We start from the raw sequence: 16,602 nt of genomic DNA, 5'->3' as shown, positions 1-16,602 counted from the left end.
ATTGGCATAAATGTAATCGCTATAATGCTACTCGACAATACAAATACAAATATAAATAGGGGCTAGTCTGAAAGAGTTGGTGTACCCTACTAATTATCAATGGTAATGAAAACAATTATCATTACTGGATATGTATGTTAGAGTTCAGTTAATTACTTATTAATAAATAGTTTACTTCATTTATGTATCAACTTATCGATGCGTCGTTTGAAATTGGCGGGAAACCGATCCTGCATTCAACGAACTTGGTCTTTACTAAAGGTAAAGTCACGACCTTACTTGGTCATAACGGCTGTGGTAAATCGACGCTCATTAAATTACTCAGTCGTCAGAATTCCCCAACTCAAGGCCGTGTACTGTTTGATGATCAAGCCGTTCATCATTTGTCTCATCAAGACTTTGCGCTTAATGTTGCTTATTTGCCGCAACACCCACCAATCACGGATGGCGTTACTGTTCGAGAATTAGTGTGCTTTGGTCGATATCCGTGGAAAGGGGCATTTGGCAGATATAGCAAACAAGATCACCAGCTGGTGGATGATGCGATAGAGAAAGTAGGGCTAAGTACGTTTAGCGATCGCTTTGTTGCGACTTTGTCTGGTGGCGAACGTCAAAGAGCATGGGTGGCGATGTTATTGGCTCAACAAAGTCAGTGTATCTTGCTCGATGAGCCTACGTCTGCTCTGGATGTTGCACACCAATATGAATTATTAGCCCTGATCCGAAATTTGAATGAAACCTTAGGATTAACCGTCATTATGGTGCTTCATGACATTAATATGGCGGCAAAATTTAGCGACCAGCTTATTGCTTTACATTCAGGAAAAGTGATTGCACAAGGTACGCCTAGTGAGTTAATGACTCCTGCGATATTACAAAAAATATATGGTATGGAATTGGCTTTGTTTGCGCATCCGCAAACGGGTCAGCAGATAAGTTATATTCCTTAATCTCATGTCTTTAACCCTCATGCTTTATAGAGCATAAACATGGACGAACAGCTAGGAACACTCCCTTGAATAAAATTATTGGTTTCATTATTACCTTATGTATTTTTTCGGTTCAGGCTGTAGAAATTAAACATGAACTTGGTATTACTCACCTTGAACAAACGCCAAAAAAAGTAGTGGCGTTAGATTGGGCGCTTGCCGAAACGGTATTAAGCCTCGGTGTTATGCCACTGGGCGTCGCGGATGTTAAAGGCTACCAAACTTGGGTGACGGAGCCTAAGCTCAATGATTCAGTGATTGATGTGGGCTCACGAAGAGAGCCTAACTTAGAGTTACTGACAGAATTACAACCTGATGTGATACTGATTAGTCAGCACATGGTTGCAGTCTATAAACAACTCAGTGAGATAGCCCCGACCTTAGTGTATAGCGTCTACAACAATGACAAAACACCGCTTATTTCAGCAACGCAGATCACGACACAACTCGGTCTATTACTGGATAAAGAAAAACAAGCCAAACAAGTCATTACACAAACACAGCAACGATTACAGGCGAATGGCGATAAAATTAGGCGTATGCAAGCTAACAATAATCCGTTGATGTTTATCCGGTTTATTAATGACAAAACGGTTCGGATTCACGGTGCAGGCTCCTTAGCGCAGGCAACTATTGAAGACATGGGACTCGTTAACGCTTGGCATGAACAAAGCAATTTGTGGGGATTTACTACTGCAGGCATCGAAAAACTAGCAGAGCACCAGCAAGCAAACGTGTTGATTTTTGGGCCATTAAAAGTGGCAGAAAGAAAGCAGTTAACTCAATCTGCATTATGGCAAGCGATGGCATTTACCCGCATAGATTCAGTATTTGAGCTTCCTGCTATTTGGACGTTTGGTGGACTTGTTTCTGCGCAACGATTTAGCGACCATATTACTCAGCAACTGATTAAGTAATCGATGAATACATTTCCTCTATTTAGCACTTCAAAATTTAATGCCTCAAAACAGCAAGGCATGTGGTGGCGTTTTTTTCTTTGCTCACTCATTGCTGCGATATTGCTGAGTTTACTGCAGTGGACCGCGCCTTATTCACAAGGGTTGAGTTTATTGTGGCAAACGGTGTTTCATTATGACGCGAGCAATTATCAGCATCTTATTACCCACCTTACTTATCTACCCCGTTTAGCGATAGCGATATTATGCGGTTTTGCATTAGCGGTCGCAGGCTGTGTGATGCAGTTTGTACTACGTAATCCAATCGCCTCACCGACGACCCTAGGTGTTGCTGCTGGTGCCGAATTAGGGTTAGTGCTAGGCATCTTATTTTTGCCCGTTAATAGTAGCATTAATGGTTTTATTCCCGCTTTCTTAGGTGGGGGGCTAGCAACATTATTGGTCTTTATATTATCGGCCAAGCGTGGGTTTTCTCCTGTGCATATGGTTTTGGCTGGTATGGTGATCAGTTTATTTTTTGGTTCACTCAATACCATGTTATTGCTATTGAATGAACAAAAATTAGCAAGTGTATTTGTGTGGGGGGCGGGGACATTAAACCAAAATGATTGGTCGAGTGTTATGACGGTATTACAGCTTATTACGCTACCTATTATTGCTCTATTGTTACTTTCAAGGCCCTTGTCAGTATTACAATTAGGAGACACGGTTGCCTCTTCTATTGGCATTAACATTAAGCAAATTAAAGTAATTTCATTGACGTTAGCGATATTTATTACTGCGGCAGTGGTCAGTGAAGTGGGTTTAATTGGCTTTATTGGCATTGTCGCCCCGGCCGTTGCACGACTGTGCGGGGCGAGAAAACTCACCGCTCAGATCCTTGTTAGCGGTGTGACTGGCAGTTTGATGTTGTTACTGGCAGACCTGATTGTACAGCCATTCTCGGGTGCTGGAGGGGCGTTACTGCCGACCGGAGCAATGACGGCATTATTGGGCGCGCCCTTTTTGCTTTGGTTATTAAATCGAAAGTTATTGCAATCGGATCTTAAGTCGAGGGACACGAGTCCAATGACATATCAGCACAGGAATATTCAAAAGGTATTATTTCCGCTTGGTATCCTCGTGATTGTCTGCTTTATGGTGGCTTTAGTTGTCGGCAAAAACCAAACGGGCTGGATAATGTCATTTAACACTTCAGTCATGGAACTTCGATTGCCAAGAGTACTTGTTTCTCTTTTCGCGGGTATTGGTTTGGCTATTGCGGGAACAGTCATTCAACGGGTCTCGACGAATCCAATGGCAAGTCCTGAAATATTAGGGATTAGCTCTGGTGCGGCGTTAGCGTTAGTGCTTGGCGCACTGTTTGGTGTGACGGTTGAACGGTATGAGCAAATGTTACTTGGCACCTTCGGGGCGTTTACTGTCACTGGGGTTATTTGGTTGATGGGGCGAAAACATAATTTTGCGCCAGCGCAAATGTTATTAACGGGGATCGCGCTGAGCGCAGGACTCGATGCTTTCTTACGCATTGCAATGTCATCAGGGCAAGATAACGTGACAGCATTGTTAACTTGGCTTTCAGGCTCGACGTATTTGGTCAGCATGAGTGATGTGTATCTATTAGGTGCGGGTGTGACCTTGCTTTCCGGCATTGCTTTTTTAAATCATCGGCGCTTAGATCTGGTTGGTCTTGGGGAAATAACCGCGACCAGTATTGGATTGGATTGCCGCAAAGTGCGTTTGTTCTTATTGCTTCTGGTGGCCGCGTTGACAACCTTGTGCACCATTATTATCGGGCCTTTGAGTTTTATTGGCTTGTTAGCACCACACATGGCGCGATCGCTTCATCAGTATCGGGCATCTCATCAATTGTTAACGGCCAGTCTATTGGGCGGCTGCTTGATGCTCCTCGCTGATTGGGTCGGACGAATCTTCTGGTTCCCGTGGCAATTCCCGGCAGGATTATTGGCTTCGTTGATTGGTGGTGCGTACTTTTTGTATCTGATGAGGAAGTAGTGATTGGTTGGATTTCGGAGTCTTAAGTCGGCGAATTAGTCGCAGCGAAATGAATTTTTAAGTAGTAAATATTAAGTAATAAATCGTTATTTAATATCAAGGTATGAATACGAATCATTTGTCTTAGTTTTCGTTATTCGGTTAAGTGTAAACATAAAAAAGAGAACATAAATGAAAGTTAAAAAAGGGAATTATCCACTAACATTAGTTGCTGCCGCCGTCGCCTCTGCGATCTCGTTTGTATCGGTCACTGCCCAAGCTGAAGGGATCACACCAGAGGAAGAAACCACTGTAGTGGTCGCGAGTCGAACAGAAAAAGCGATAAGTGAAATTCCAGGCACGGTTTGGTTTGTTGATTCAGAACAAATTGAGCAAGAATATCGAGGTGGTAAAACGCTGGGTGAAATCTTGGCTGCAACGGTCCCATCTTTGGATGTGAGTAGTGGTGGAAGAACTAACTATGGGCAAAATTTACGTGGTCGGGCCATGCTCGTGATGATTGATGGTGTGTCATTACAATCTTCACGCCCTATTAGCCGTCAGCTAGACGCGATAGACCCGTTTAATATTGAACGAATAGAGGTACTTTCTGGTTCTACTTCGATTTATGGTGCTGGCGCAACCGGTGGTGTAATTAATATTATTACCAAGAAATCTGAAGGGGGAGCGCTTCAATTTGAAAGCTACGTGAGTAGTTCATCAGGATTTAATAAGGGTGATGATCTCGATTATAAAGTGGCGCAATCTGTTTCTGGTGGTAATGATACGGTATCTGCTCGTGTTGCGGCTGTTTATACAGAAACACAAGGGTTTTATGGCTCGGACGGTAAGATGATTACCCCCGATATTTCACAGGGGTCATTGCAATATAATAAAACAATCGACTTGCAGACAACGGTAAATGTAGCGGTATCTGATTCGAAAAACCTAAAATTATTAGCGCAATATTATGATAGTCAGCAAGATTCGCCATACGGTTTGTATATTGCTGGGCGTGATTTTGTTGATGTTAGAAAAGGATTCGAATCAGACCGCCAGCACGGTACAGAGCGTATCATGTTAAGTTCGGCATACAGTGATTCTGAATTTTTTGGTCATCAACTTATGGTGGAAGGGTCTTACCGTAAAGAAGATCAAACGTATACGCCGTATTACCAAGGTGCATCACAGCAAACAACAGATGTATTCTCGTTAAAAACAGCGTTGGCCAAGTCTTTCGGCAAGGTGGATTTAGTTTACGGTGTAGACGCTTATTTAGATCAATTTGATAGTAATCAAGCGTTATTCGATCCAAAGGTTGCGAATGCTTCTGGTAATTTAATTAATGAAACCTATGCTGAAATAGGCCGTTATCCTGGGGTTACAGTCGGCTCTACCGCTGCTTTCATTCAGGCAAATGTCAATATTACCGATGATTGGTCAATTGAAGGTGGTTATCGTTATCAATATATGCGCAATAAAATCGATGATTTTGTTGATTACAAGATTCAAAAGAAAATTGCGCAAGGAAAGGGGTCATCAGCAGATGCGGTTCCTGGTGGGAAGACAAATTATTCAATCGGGTTATTTAATTTAGGATCTGTTTACAAATTAACATCAGACTCACAAATATGGGTTAACTTCTCTCAAGGTTTTGATCTTGCGGACCCTGCAAAATATTATGGTAAAGGTAGCTATAGTGCCGCAGATGCGAATGGCCACTATGGACTTAAAAACAGTATTAATGTTGCAAACTCTAAAATGTCAGGCATTAAAACCAATAGTTATGAACTTGGCTATAGAATACAAAAAGACGCATTAAGCTTCCAAACCGCTGCTTATTTATCGCAATCGAATAAGTCAGTTGAATACAATAAAAAGACGTTGTTAATTGACAGTGTGAGCGATAAAAAACGAGTCTATGGTGCAGAGGCGTTAGTTTCTTATTGGGTTATGGATAATATACAAGTGGGTGCATCTGGTCACTATGTGGTTTCAGAAGTTAAGTCTGCTGAAAAGTGGGATGACTTTAGCGCTGGGCAGGCAAGTACGTCAAAAGCCAGTTCATGGATTGGCTGGTATGATTCAGCACTTTCGTTAAAAGTCCAAAGCCAAACTATGTTTGACTATAAAGATGCGGAAGAAAAAGAGTTAGTTGGTTATACCGTGCTTGATTTGGTCGGTCGTTATGAATTGCCTGTCGGTAGCCTTGGCTTTGGCATCCAAAACTTGCTAAACAAAGATTATACAACGGCGTGGGGACAACGAGCACAGATATTATATGCTAAACACTATGATGCCGCAGCCTATGATTATAAAGGAAGAGGCCGTACTTATACGCTTAATTATCAGGTTAAATATTAATCTTTCACTTTTTTGAGTGGGGTTATGTAATAAGACACTTAATCGAGAATGACTTTGTGGCATTACGTGCATTTTTGATGGTGTAGTCTAATCTTAGATGACGCATTCTCACATTTGTGAACATACCTTGTTTGATGTCGCGTTAATGGCATCGGAACAAGGTATTTTTTTGTCCCGATTTTAGGGTTGAGTGAGGTATTAAGTTTAAGGTGTGAGGCCAGAGTGGTTAGGCTGAAGTTCTGATTTAATCACAAAGTATGTAGCCCTCGCCCTACAATAACTGTAATTAGCGCTTGAATATCTTAGATAACAGCGGTAGCTTTGCTCTTTTGTATTAAAATAATAATCTGAATTTTAAAAAGGTATTTATGGGTAAGGTATTAAAAGATCTGCTTGGACAGTTAACGTTAGAAACCATCGAGGAAGGGATTTACCGTGGTCAAAGCCAAGATTTAGGTTTTGGTGCAGTATTTGGTGGTCAGGTAATGGGACAAGCATTATCGGCAGCGAAAGAAACTGTACCTGCAGATCGTAAGGTGCATTCTTTCCATTCGTATTTTTTACGTGCAGGTAAAGTTACAAAACCGATTGTTTATGAAGTCGAGAATATTCGTGATGGTGGTTCAATTACCACGCGTCGAGTACGCGCAATTCAAAATGGGCACGCTATTTTTTATATGACGGCATCATTTCAGATTGAACTTGAAGGTTACGATCATCAAGATGAAATGCCGGATGTACCGCCCCCAGAAGAACTTGTTTCAGAGCAAGACCATATACTATCACTGCGTGATGAATTACCGGATGATATTTGTGCCAAATTTGTCTGTGAAAGACCGATAGAAATGCGCCCTGTGCATTATATTGACCCATTAAGCGAAGAAAAATCTGCACCACTGCGTTATGTTTGGTTTAAAGCCAATGGGCAAATGCCAGACGATGCGCGTATTCATAAATACCTGCTCGCTTATGCATCCGACTTTTGTTTATTACCGACGGCATTACAGCCACATGGTAAGGGTTTTATGAGTCCCAATATGCAAGTGGTGACCATAGATCATTCAATGTGGTTCCACCGTGATTTCCGCCTAGATGACTGGCTATTGTATGTAATAGATAGTTCAAGTGCGTCTGGTTCTCGCGGATTGGTTCGTGGGCGTTTCTTTACCCGAGATGGAAAAATGGTCGCAACCACAATGCAAGAAGGGTTAATTCGTAACCGAGAGATCGCTTAATTACGAAATAGTACAACATTTCGGATGAAAACGCCGAAATGTTGTTTTATTACGAAAATTTGTGGCCGGGATCATGCTTTCCTGAAATTTATAAACATTTCCTACCCCTGCATATTCGCTTCTGTCTCATTTTAATCTACAATGAAGATCGTTTTTTGTTACTAGGTATTCCCCCCTATTATGTCTGTTAGAGTTGCCATTAATGGTTATGGACGAATTGGACGTAGTGTTGTCCGAGCGTTGTATGAAAGTAACCGTCAGGACGAAATTAAGATCGTTGTGATTAACGAACTAGCGGCTCCTGAAGCGATAGTACATTTAACTCAATATGACTCAACGCATGGCCGTTTTCCATTCTCAGTACAACTGGGCGATAACCTATTACAAATTGAAAATGATTGCATTCATTTAGTGCGTCACCAAGAACTGGTTGACTTACCTTGGCAGGAACATGACATTGATATCGTACTTGATTGTACGGGTATATATGGCACTAAAGCGGATGCCGAAGCACATATTGCTGCGGGCGCTAAAAAAGTTATTTTTTCCCATCCTGCGAGTTCGGATGTTGATGCCACGGTTGTATTTGGCGTTAACCATGAACAGCTAACGGGTGATGAGACATTTATTTCTGGTGCGTCTTGTACCACCAACTGTATGGTGCCAGTGATCAATGCACTTGATAGTGCATTTGATATTAAATGCGGCACGATCACCACTATTCACTCAGCAATGAATGATCAACCTGTAATCGATTCTTATCATACGGATTTGCGCCGCACCCGTGCTGCAAGTCATTCTATTATTCCGGTTGATACAAAATTAGCAGCAGGGATTGAACGTATCTTACCTAAGTTCGCGAATAAATTTGAAGCTATTGCCGTTCGGGTTCCGACCTTAAACGTAACGGCAATGGACTTAAGTATTACAGTGAGCAAAGAAGTCACAATTGAAGATATTAACAATTGCTTACACGCTGCCGCAGAAACTGAACTAAAAGGGATCTTGGGTTATACCGAGGCTCCGCTGGTATCGATAGACTTTAACCATGACCCACGTTCTAGCATTATTGATGGCACCCAAACACGGGTCAGCGATGGACATTTGGTGAAATTATTAGCTTGGTGTGATAACGAATGGGGCTTTGCTAACCGTCTACTTGATACGACTCATTACATCGCTACGCTAGCGAAAAATAGATTGAAATAAATTTTATAAAATTGATAGCTTAAGGATTGAACGATGAATATTATTAAAATGACAGATCTTGATCTTGAAGGTCAACGTGTATTAATTCGTGCAGATTTAAACGTACCAGTTAAAAATGGCAAAGTAACATCTGACGCGCGTATCCGTGCATCACTACCAACAATCAAACTCGCACTAGCAGCTGGCGCAAAAGTGATGGTTACATCACACCTTGGTCGTCCAACGGAAGGTGAATTCTCTCAAGAGTTTTCATTAGAACCTGTTGTGAACTACCTTAAAGAAGCATTAGAAAATAACGTTGTACTAGCACGTGATTACCTAGACGGTTTAGAATTAAACGCAGGTGAATTAGTTGTACTAGAAAACGTTCGCTTTAACAAAGGCGAAAAGAAAAACGAAGACGCATTATCAAAAGCATACGCAAATCTATGTGACGTATTCGTCATGGACGCATTTGGTACAGCTCACCGTGCACAAGCATCAACACACGGTGTCGGTATGTTTGCACCAATCGCTTGTTCTGGTCCGCTACTTTCTGCAGAACTTGAAGCACTCGGTAAAGCAATGGACAAACCAGCACGTCCATTCCTCGCTATTGTTGGTGGTTCTAAAGTATCAACTAAATTAACGGTACTTGATTCATTATCAACAATTGCTGATCAGCTTGTTGTTGGTGGCGGTATTGCGAATACATTTATCGCAGCGCAAGGTCACAACGTAGGTAAATCACTGTGTGAACATGACCTAATTGATACAGCAAAAGCATTAATGGCGAAATGTGAGATCCCTGTAGCGACTGACGTATTAGTTGCTAGCGAGTTTTCTGAAACGGCTGAAGCAACATTGAAACCAGCATCAGAAGTCGGTGATGACGATATGATCTTCGATCTAGGACCTGATTCTGCAAATCAACTTGCTGAGATGATCAAATCGGCGAAAACAATTATCTGGAATGGCCCAGTTGGCGTATTTGAATTTGCTAACTTCGCTAAAGGTACTGAAATTATCGGTCGTGCGATTGCAGAAAGCAACGCATTCTCTATCGCTGGTGGCGGTGACACACTGGCAGCTATCGATCAATTTGGTCTAGCTGATGGTATCTCTTATATCTCTACTGGTGGCGGCGCGTTCCTTGAGTTTGTCGAAGGTAAAGTACTACCAGCAGTGGCTATGTTAGAAGAACGTGCGAAAAACGCGTAACTAGCTGTTAATTGCTAATAACGAATCGTTGTTTTGCTGCTACGGCTATTGCTATAGATTCACTGTAGTGGCAAAAGTATTTTAAAAATTTGTGCTGAATAATTCAGTACTTAAATATGTAAACAATAAGGCTAATATTATGTCTAAGATCTTTGATGTTGTAAAACCAGGTGTTGTAACAGGCGATGACGTGCAAAAAATCTTTGCAATTGCTAAAGAAAACAACTTCGCGCTACCTGCTGTAAACATGGTAAATACTGATTCAATCAACGGTACATTAGAAGCTGCTGCAAAATCTAAATCACCAGTGATCATCCAGTTCTCACACGGTGGCGCTGCATTCTTCGCAGGTAAAGGTATTGGTCTTGAAGGTCACGGCGCATCTATCATGGGCGCAATCGCCGGTGCTAAATACGTACACGTTATGGCTGAATCTTATGGTGTTCCAGTTATTATTCATACCGATCACGCAGCGAAAAAATTATTACCTTGGATCGACGGACTACTAGACGCGGGTGAAGAGTTCTTCGCACAAACTGGCAAGCCACTATTTAGCTCGCACATGCTAGATCTTTCTGAAGAATCACTAGAAGAAAACATCGCTACATGTGGTGAATACCTAGCACGTATGTCTAAAATGGACATGACTATCGAAATCGAACTAGGTTGTACTGGTGGTGAAGAAGATGGCGTAGATAACTCTGATATGGACGCTTCTGAGCTTTATACTTCACCTGAAGACGTTGCATACGCTTATGAAAAACTAACGGCAATCAGCCCTCGTTTCACTATTGCTGCATCTTTCGGTAACGTACACGGTGTATACAAGCCAGGTAACGTTGTACTTACGCCAACTATCCTACGTGATTCACAAGCATACTGTTCAGAGAAATTCGGCCTTCCAGCTAATTCTCTAAACTTCGTATTCCACGGTGGTTCTGGTTCAAGTGAATCTGAAATCCAAGAGTCAATCGGTTACGGTGTTATCAAAATGAACATCGATACTGATACACAGTGGGCAACTTGGGACGGTATCAAGAACTACTACGAAGGTAAAAAAGAATTCCTTCAAGGTCAAATTGGTAACCCAACTGGCGCAGATGCTCCAAACAAGAAACATTATGACCCACGTGTATGGTTACGCGCTGGTCAAGCAAGTTTAGTTGCTCGTCTAGAACAAGCACATAAAGATCTAAACAGCGTAGACGTACTATAATTATTCGTTAATATACGAATAATCTAGTCGGCTAAATAAAATGCCGCAGACTTTAGGTCTGCGGCATTTTTTTAATTATAGAAAGTTGATGCTAGAATGTTTTAAGTAAAATCAATAGATTAATATGACTGGTTAAAAGAAAACTAAATGTATATCTTCAAATCTAGATTATTGAGATGGTTAATTGTTTTTTGTGCTTTTAGCCTAGGCAGTGCCGTCGCAGAACCTCGCTCTAAAGTAGCGTTAGGACGTTACTTATTTAATGATGTCCGGTTATCTAAATTGGGCAATCGAAGTTGTGCACTCTGTCATTCTCCTTACCATGGTTGGAGCAATACTTTTAGTAAGACGCCTGATATTTATGGAAAGCTAGCGACATTAAACACGCCTTCTTTACTTAATGTTGCTGATTATTCTACTTATATGCAAGGCACTACTAAGCTAACCAGTTTAGTTGAAACGATTAAGCGTCCTTTGCTTTCTAAGCATCCAGAAGAAATGGGCATGGAGCCAGCGCTATTAATCACACGGTTAAAGTCAGCTTCTGACACATACTCGATATTATTTTTGGATGCTTTTGGCAGTACTGAAGTCACTCTTGATAAAGTGTTATTTGCTTTGGCTGAATATGTAAAAACGATCCGCTCTACAGACACTCCTTATCACCAATATCTTCAGACTGGTAACACCAAGTTATTAACGGTTGCACAGCAGAAAGGGTTAACACTTTTTAATAGCGAAAGGCTAAATTGTCGTGCTTGCCATGGCGGTCAGCTATTGAATAATAGGGCTGCTGTTAATCAGAGTCATTTTGCTAATACAGGGCTTTATGGTATCCAGTCTGGCGATAAATATTATTATCCTGCTGAAGCGCAAGGATTAGAAAATGAGACTGGCAGTCATCACGATAATGGTAAATTTAGAATACCATCACTGGTTAATGTAACAAAGACAGGCCCCTGGGGGCACGATGGCAGCTTTGCGACATTAACTGCAGTCATTGAGAGTTATGCGCGCGGTGGGCGATTGACTGTATCAGGGCCGAATAAAGGTGACGGGCGGAACAATGCACAAAAAGACCTTTTGATTAAAGGGTTTAGTTTAACCAACGCTGAAAAATCACAGCTATTGAGCTTTTTAGATGCTTTAACAGTACCCGCCCAAAATGGGTTAAGTGAACATGCATCACCGTTTTGCGCATTAGTGAAGTTAAAGGGTAGGGAAGATATAGCTAATTGCATACCGCCCTTTGTCTATAACGGTTAAGGTATTAAAAAGTACACACTCAACATCTATTGAGCAATGTAAAAACAATTAAACAATGTAAAAATTATTAAGGGTTATTAGATTATGAAATCAAATCACGTTGTATTGGCTTCTATTTTATTATTATTGAATGCGTCTGCTTTTGCCGCCACAGATAGTGATAGTCAAGAGTCTGTGAATAAACGCAGGAATGCTAACTTTAAGTTAGATTATACAAAGGCGTGTGGGCAAGAACTACAGCAAGCGTTGTTGTTACCTGCAACCAAAGAGCTAGCGGCGCAGCATGAAATCAATGTTAATATTGATAGCGGTCATAGATTCAAAATGAATGAGAATGGGGTTGGATATTTACAGCTAGCAATTACTGAATGGAATGAAAAACTGGTTTTATTTTATAGTGAAAATATGACGGTTGAAATAAAAGGTGCCGATATGACGGACTTGTATTTATCAAACCTAGCTTGTTCGGAACAAAAAAAGCAAATTAGTCATGTTAATACACACGAGTGGGGAAGCTATGTGATGGAACTGAATGCTGAACCAAATAGTTGGGTCGAGCTAACGATAGTGAAAGAAACGACTAAAGATTAATGAATAAAAAACCTGCTGATTTAGCAGGTTTTTTAGGTGTAATTAAGCTGAATATTCACTGTAATCCGCGTAACCCACTTCTGTCCCCCCGTACATAGTCGTCGGATCCACGTCATTGAATGTCCAATCATTCTTAATACGAGCAGGCAAATCTGGATTGGCAATAAATGGACGGCCAAAGCCAAAGATATCACCGTAACCAAGATTAAGAATATGCTTTGCTTTTTCTACCGAGTATTTACCCGCATACATGATAGTGCCTGAGAAGGTATCACGTACGTCTTTATAGAAAGCGTCAGGTAAATCAGGTGCATTATCCCAATCGGCTTCTGCTAATGACAGGTAACCAATACCGATATTTTCGATTGTTTTAACTGCTTCGATATAAGTCTCATGTGGATTATCTTCAACTAAACCCAGATAAACGCGTACATCGTCAGTGGTTGCAAACAGTGGTGCGAATCGAACACCGACATTTTCTTTCCCAACTTCATCGGCTACTGCCTGAGTGATTTCTTTTAAGAAGCGTAAACGGTTTTCTAAACTACCACCGTACTCATCAGACCGTTTATTACTGTGTTCAGAGATAAATTGATTGACTAAATAACCGTTAGCACAATGTAATTCAACACCATCAAAACCCGCTTTCATGGCATTATTTGCAGCTTGCGCATACAGGGTGACAAGTTCTTTTACTTCTGCGGTTGATAGCTCACGTGGCATACTTGGGTCTGCCAATGCACCTTCACCTGGCGCCGTCTCAATAAACACTTTCACGGTATCCGCTAGAATGGCTGATGGTGCGACGGGTGCTGTGCCACCAGGTTGTAAACTTGTATGTGAAACACGGCCGACGTGCCACAGCTGAGCAAAGATAATACCGCCTGCATCATGCACTGATTTAGTTACTTTTTTCCAACCTTCAACTTGTGCATCAGAGTAGATACCCGGTGTCCATGCGTAACCTTGACCACGAGGTTCAATCTGAGTGCCTTCGGTTACCATAAACCCTGCGGAAGCGCGCTGAGTGTAGTACTTAGCCATTAATTCATTCGGAATATTGTCCGGCTGTGTACTGCGCGAACGTGTTAATGGTGGCATTACAATACGGTTTTTTAAAACGTGTGAGCCTAATTTGGTCGGCGTGAATAATACGTTATTTTTCATCATGGTCTTTATCTCGTGAGTGGCTGATGAGTTGAACTATATCGCCGCTTAGGTACAATGAAAATCAAGTGAAGTGTGTATGAGAAACAAATATGGCTGATATCAGTAAGCTAGAAATAAAACAATTACGGGTGCTTGCTGCATTATTACAATTACATAGCTTAACGAAAGCTGCCGCTAAGCTCGGCATCACTCAGCAAGCGGTCAGTGAACAACTGAAAAAACTGCGGGATATATTCCAAGATCGACTCTTTATTCGTGGTAGTCATGGCGTAGTACCAACCCCAAAAGCGCAAGAGTTAGCACCCAAAATACAACAAATATTAATGGTCATTGGGGAGTTAACTGAATTAGCAGAGTTCGACCCACAACGATTAAATGGGGTATATAAAATCAGTGCCTCAGATTATGCAATGCGCGTTATTTTACCTTCTTTATTAGTGCAAATTAGACAGCATGCCCCGCATTTAAAAATAATTATTCGCCGCTTTGAATCGGATAATTTAACGCAGTTAATGGCCACCGGCGAGATTGATTTAGCGTTAACATTTCCAGCGTTTATTCCGATCACTTGTCCTTCGATGCTACTGTATGAAGAGCGTCATGTTTGTGTTGCCGCTAAGGCTGTGGCGAGTGAATATCAGGGACTGAGTTTAAAAGAGATTGCAGCAGCGCCACAATTGGTGATTTCACCTTCACGGGCAAGTCTAAAGGGATCAGCAGACGAATGGTTCGCGGCAAAGGGTTTTCAGCGTAATATTATTATGTCACTACCCAGTTTTTCGGCAGCCCCAGATTGTATTGAAGCGATGGGGGTGTTGGCATTTTTACCCTCGCGAATGTTACCCAATGATAAATTAGTTGAGGTTGCATTGCCCGAGCCATTACCCAGTTTCGAGGTGGTGGCTGCATGGCATCAACGTTCAAGCCAAACTCAGACTCATCAATGGATCACGGGCTTACTGGGTGAGCTATATTCACAAAAATAGCCACAAATATAGCCAAAAATATAACCCCAAAAAAAAGCCTGTCAGCGCAAACTGACAGGCTTTTTTAATCCCACCCCTTTTGCAAGGGGAAGGTTAAGCGGGGTCTATCTAGCGTAATAAACGCGAACGGATAGTACCGCTAATTGATTTAAGTTTTGTTAAACCACGTTCAGCATGTTCACTTTCAACATCAATAACCACATAACCAATATCGCCTGCAGTTTGTAGGTATTGACCAGAAATATTTACACCTTCTTCAGCAAACGCTTGGGTGATCTGGTTTAAGATACCCGGTTGGTTATGGTGAATGTGCATCAAACGGCTTGAACCACTATGTGTCGGCAATGATACTTCAGGGAAGTTAACAGCAGACAGTGTTGAACCATTATCCGAATATTTAGTCAGTTTACCAGCCACTTCATAACCGATATTTTCTTGTGCTTCCTGCGTACTACCACCTACGTGTGGTGTTAGGATCACATTATCAAATTCACGTAACGGTGAGATAAATTCATCGTTATTTGATGCTGGTTCGGTAGGGAATACATCGATCGCTGCGCCAGAAATTTTCTTGCTTGCTAATGCTGATGCAAGCGCATCAATATCAACCACAGTACCGCGTGAAGCATTAATGAAGATTGCACCATCTTTCATTTGTGCAAATTCAGCTTCGCCCATCATCAATTTCGTTTGTGGGGTTTCTGGTACGTGTAACGAGATAATGTCAGACGTCGCTAATAAGTCTTCCATGCTCATGATCTGTTCGGCATTACCCAGCGAAAGCTTGGTTTCTACGTCATAATACTTCACACGTAGGCCTAAGTTTTCGGCCAAAATACTTAATTGAATACCGATATGGCCATAACCAATAATACCCAATTGCTTGCCACGTGCTTCGTAAGAGCCCGATGCTGATTTCTGCCATTCGCCACGGTGTGCTTTGGCATTCTTCTCTGGGATACCGCGTAATAATAACAGGATCTCGCCAAGTACTAATTCTGCCACACTACGGGTGTTCGAGAATGGGGCGTTAAAAACAGGGATCGCCGCTTTTTGAGCCGCAGCAAGATCAACCTGATTTGTGCCAATACAAAAACAACCAATACCAACTAATTTTTCTGCAGCAGCAATGACGTTTTCATTTAAGTGTGTACGGGAGCGAATACCAACAAAATGGACATCTTTAATTTTTTCACACAGTTCTTCTTCACTTAATGCTGTCTTAATCGATTCGATATTCGTGTAACCAGCATTGGTGAACGTATCGACTGCACTTTGATGTAGTCCTTCAAGAAGCAATATCTTGATCTTATCTTTCTGAAGAGAGAGGTTGGTCATGTAAATTCCTTTATCACATATTTCGCAAATCGCACTAATTTTGTTTTGTAAATCGAACTAATTGTTAAAGTAACAGGTTTTATTTCATTAGTGAATGTTTGTGACGAAAATCAAAGAAAATAGTTA

The 16,602-nt window shown here is 41.5% G+C and carries 13 protein-coding genes; 11 read left to right on the top strand and 2 right to left on the bottom strand.

Annotated features, from left to right (window positions below):
- The first annotated feature begins 182 nt into the window (after positions 1-182).
- The 10 genes from HWV01_RS18105 (at position 183) to HWV01_RS18060 (ending at position 12,982) form a co-directional block, all read left to right on the top strand.
- Positions 183-950 carry an ABC transporter ATP-binding protein gene (locus HWV01_RS18105; RefSeq protein ID WP_211672865.1) on the top strand — a complete coding sequence of 256 codons (768 nt, stop codon included), beginning with the start codon at positions 183-185 and terminating at the stop codon, positions 948-950.
- A 65-nt stretch (positions 951-1,015) separates the two neighbouring features.
- The gene (locus tag HWV01_RS18100; RefSeq protein ID WP_211672864.1) at positions 1,016-1,906 is read left to right on the top strand and encodes an ABC transporter substrate-binding protein; all 891 of its coding nucleotides are present in this window, start codon (positions 1,016-1,018) and stop codon (positions 1,904-1,906) included.
- Positions 1,907-1,909: 3 nt separating this feature from the next.
- Positions 1,910-3,922, top strand: a complete 2,013-nt coding sequence (gene fhuB, locus HWV01_RS18095; protein ID WP_211672863.1) for a Fe(3+)-hydroxamate ABC transporter permease FhuB — start codon at positions 1,910-1,912, stop codon at positions 3,920-3,922.
- 171 nt (positions 3,923-4,093) lie between these two features.
- Positions 4,094-6,265, top strand: coding sequence for a TonB-dependent receptor (locus tag HWV01_RS18090; RefSeq protein ID WP_211672862.1), 2,172 nt, complete (start codon positions 4,094-4,096; stop codon positions 6,263-6,265).
- A gap of 368 nt (positions 6,266-6,633) precedes the next feature.
- Positions 6,634-7,500 (top strand): acyl-CoA thioesterase II, encoded by an 867-nt coding sequence (tesB, locus tag HWV01_RS18085; protein WP_211672861.1) that lies wholly within the window; start codon positions 6,634-6,636, stop codon positions 7,498-7,500.
- Positions 7,501-7,680: 180 nt separating this feature from the next.
- Positions 7,681-8,709, top strand: coding sequence for an erythrose-4-phosphate dehydrogenase (gene epd, locus HWV01_RS18080; protein ID WP_211672860.1), 1,029 nt, complete (start codon positions 7,681-7,683; stop codon positions 8,707-8,709).
- 33 nt (positions 8,710-8,742) lie between these two features.
- Positions 8,743-9,909 (top strand): phosphoglycerate kinase, encoded by a 1,167-nt coding sequence (locus HWV01_RS18075; protein WP_211672859.1) that lies wholly within the window; start codon positions 8,743-8,745, stop codon positions 9,907-9,909.
- Between the two features lie 139 nt (positions 9,910-10,048).
- Positions 10,049-11,125 carry a class II fructose-bisphosphate aldolase gene (gene fbaA, locus HWV01_RS18070; protein ID WP_211672858.1) on the top strand — a complete coding sequence of 359 codons (1,077 nt, stop codon included), beginning with the start codon at positions 10,049-10,051 and terminating at the stop codon, positions 11,123-11,125.
- A gap of 147 nt (positions 11,126-11,272) precedes the next feature.
- Entirely contained in the window at positions 11,273-12,391 is a 1,119-nt protein-coding gene (locus tag HWV01_RS18065) for a cytochrome-c peroxidase (RefSeq protein WP_211672857.1), read from the top strand.
- Between the two features lie 84 nt (positions 12,392-12,475).
- Positions 12,476-12,982, top strand: coding sequence for a hypothetical protein (locus HWV01_RS18060; protein ID WP_249185370.1), 507 nt, complete (start codon positions 12,476-12,478; stop codon positions 12,980-12,982).
- 42 nt (positions 12,983-13,024) lie between these two features.
- Here the strand turns inward: HWV01_RS18060 and HWV01_RS18055 are convergent, their stop codons facing one another.
- Positions 13,025-14,152 carry an alkene reductase gene (locus tag HWV01_RS18055; protein WP_211672856.1) on the bottom strand — a complete coding sequence of 376 codons (1,128 nt, stop codon included), beginning with the start codon at positions 14,150-14,152 and terminating at the stop codon, positions 13,025-13,027.
- 89 nt (positions 14,153-14,241) lie between these two features.
- Here HWV01_RS18055 and HWV01_RS18050 point away from each other — a divergent pair, with 89 nt between their 5' ends.
- The gene (locus tag HWV01_RS18050; protein WP_211672855.1) at positions 14,242-15,138 is read left to right on the top strand and encodes a LysR family transcriptional regulator; all 897 of its coding nucleotides are present in this window, start codon (positions 14,242-14,244) and stop codon (positions 15,136-15,138) included.
- Positions 15,139-15,246: 108 nt separating this feature from the next.
- On the opposite strand, the gene serA is transcribed toward HWV01_RS18050, so the two are convergent.
- Positions 15,247-16,476, bottom strand: coding sequence for a phosphoglycerate dehydrogenase (serA, locus tag HWV01_RS18045; RefSeq protein ID WP_211672854.1), 1,230 nt, complete (start codon positions 16,474-16,476; stop codon positions 15,247-15,249).
- Positions 16,477-16,602: the final 126 nt, after the last annotated feature.

Source organism: Moritella sp. 5, from assembly GCF_018219455.1.
GTDB lineage: Bacteria > Pseudomonadota > Gammaproteobacteria > Enterobacterales > Moritellaceae > Moritella.
This window is presented reverse-complemented; position numbering and strand designations above follow the sequence as displayed.

Excerpts from the sequence above, each read along its gene's own strand:
- HWV01_RS18105 (WP_211672865.1), top strand. The coding sequence starts at position 183 with ATGTATCAACTTATCGATGCGTCGTTTGAAATTGGCGGGAAACCGATC.
- fhuB (WP_211672863.1), top strand. The coding sequence starts at position 1,910 with ATGAATACATTTCCTCTATTTAGCACTTCAAAATTTAATGCCTCAAAA.
- HWV01_RS18090 (WP_211672862.1), top strand. The coding sequence starts at position 4,094 with ATGAAAGTTAAAAAAGGGAATTATCCACTAACATTAGTTGCTGCCGCC.
- tesB (WP_211672861.1), top strand. The coding sequence starts at position 6,634 with ATGGGTAAGGTATTAAAAGATCTGCTTGGACAGTTAACGTTAGAAACC.
- epd (WP_211672860.1), top strand. The coding sequence starts at position 7,681 with ATGTCTGTTAGAGTTGCCATTAATGGTTATGGACGAATTGGACGTAGT.
- HWV01_RS18075 (WP_211672859.1), top strand. The coding sequence starts at position 8,743 with ATGAATATTATTAAAATGACAGATCTTGATCTTGAAGGTCAACGTGTA.
- fbaA (WP_211672858.1), top strand. The coding sequence starts at position 10,049 with ATGTCTAAGATCTTTGATGTTGTAAAACCAGGTGTTGTAACAGGCGAT.
- HWV01_RS18065 (WP_211672857.1), top strand. The coding sequence starts at position 11,273 with ATGTATATCTTCAAATCTAGATTATTGAGATGGTTAATTGTTTTTTGT.
- HWV01_RS18060 (WP_249185370.1), top strand. The coding sequence starts at position 12,476 with ATGAAATCAAATCACGTTGTATTGGCTTCTATTTTATTATTATTGAAT.
- HWV01_RS18055 (WP_211672856.1), bottom strand. The coding sequence starts at position 14,152 with ATGATGAAAAATAACGTATTATTCACGCCGACCAAATTAGGCTCACAC.
- HWV01_RS18050 (WP_211672855.1), top strand. The coding sequence starts at position 14,242 with ATGGCTGATATCAGTAAGCTAGAAATAAAACAATTACGGGTGCTTGCT.
- serA (WP_211672854.1), bottom strand. The coding sequence starts at position 16,476 with ATGACCAACCTCTCTCTTCAGAAAGATAAGATCAAGATATTGCTTCTT.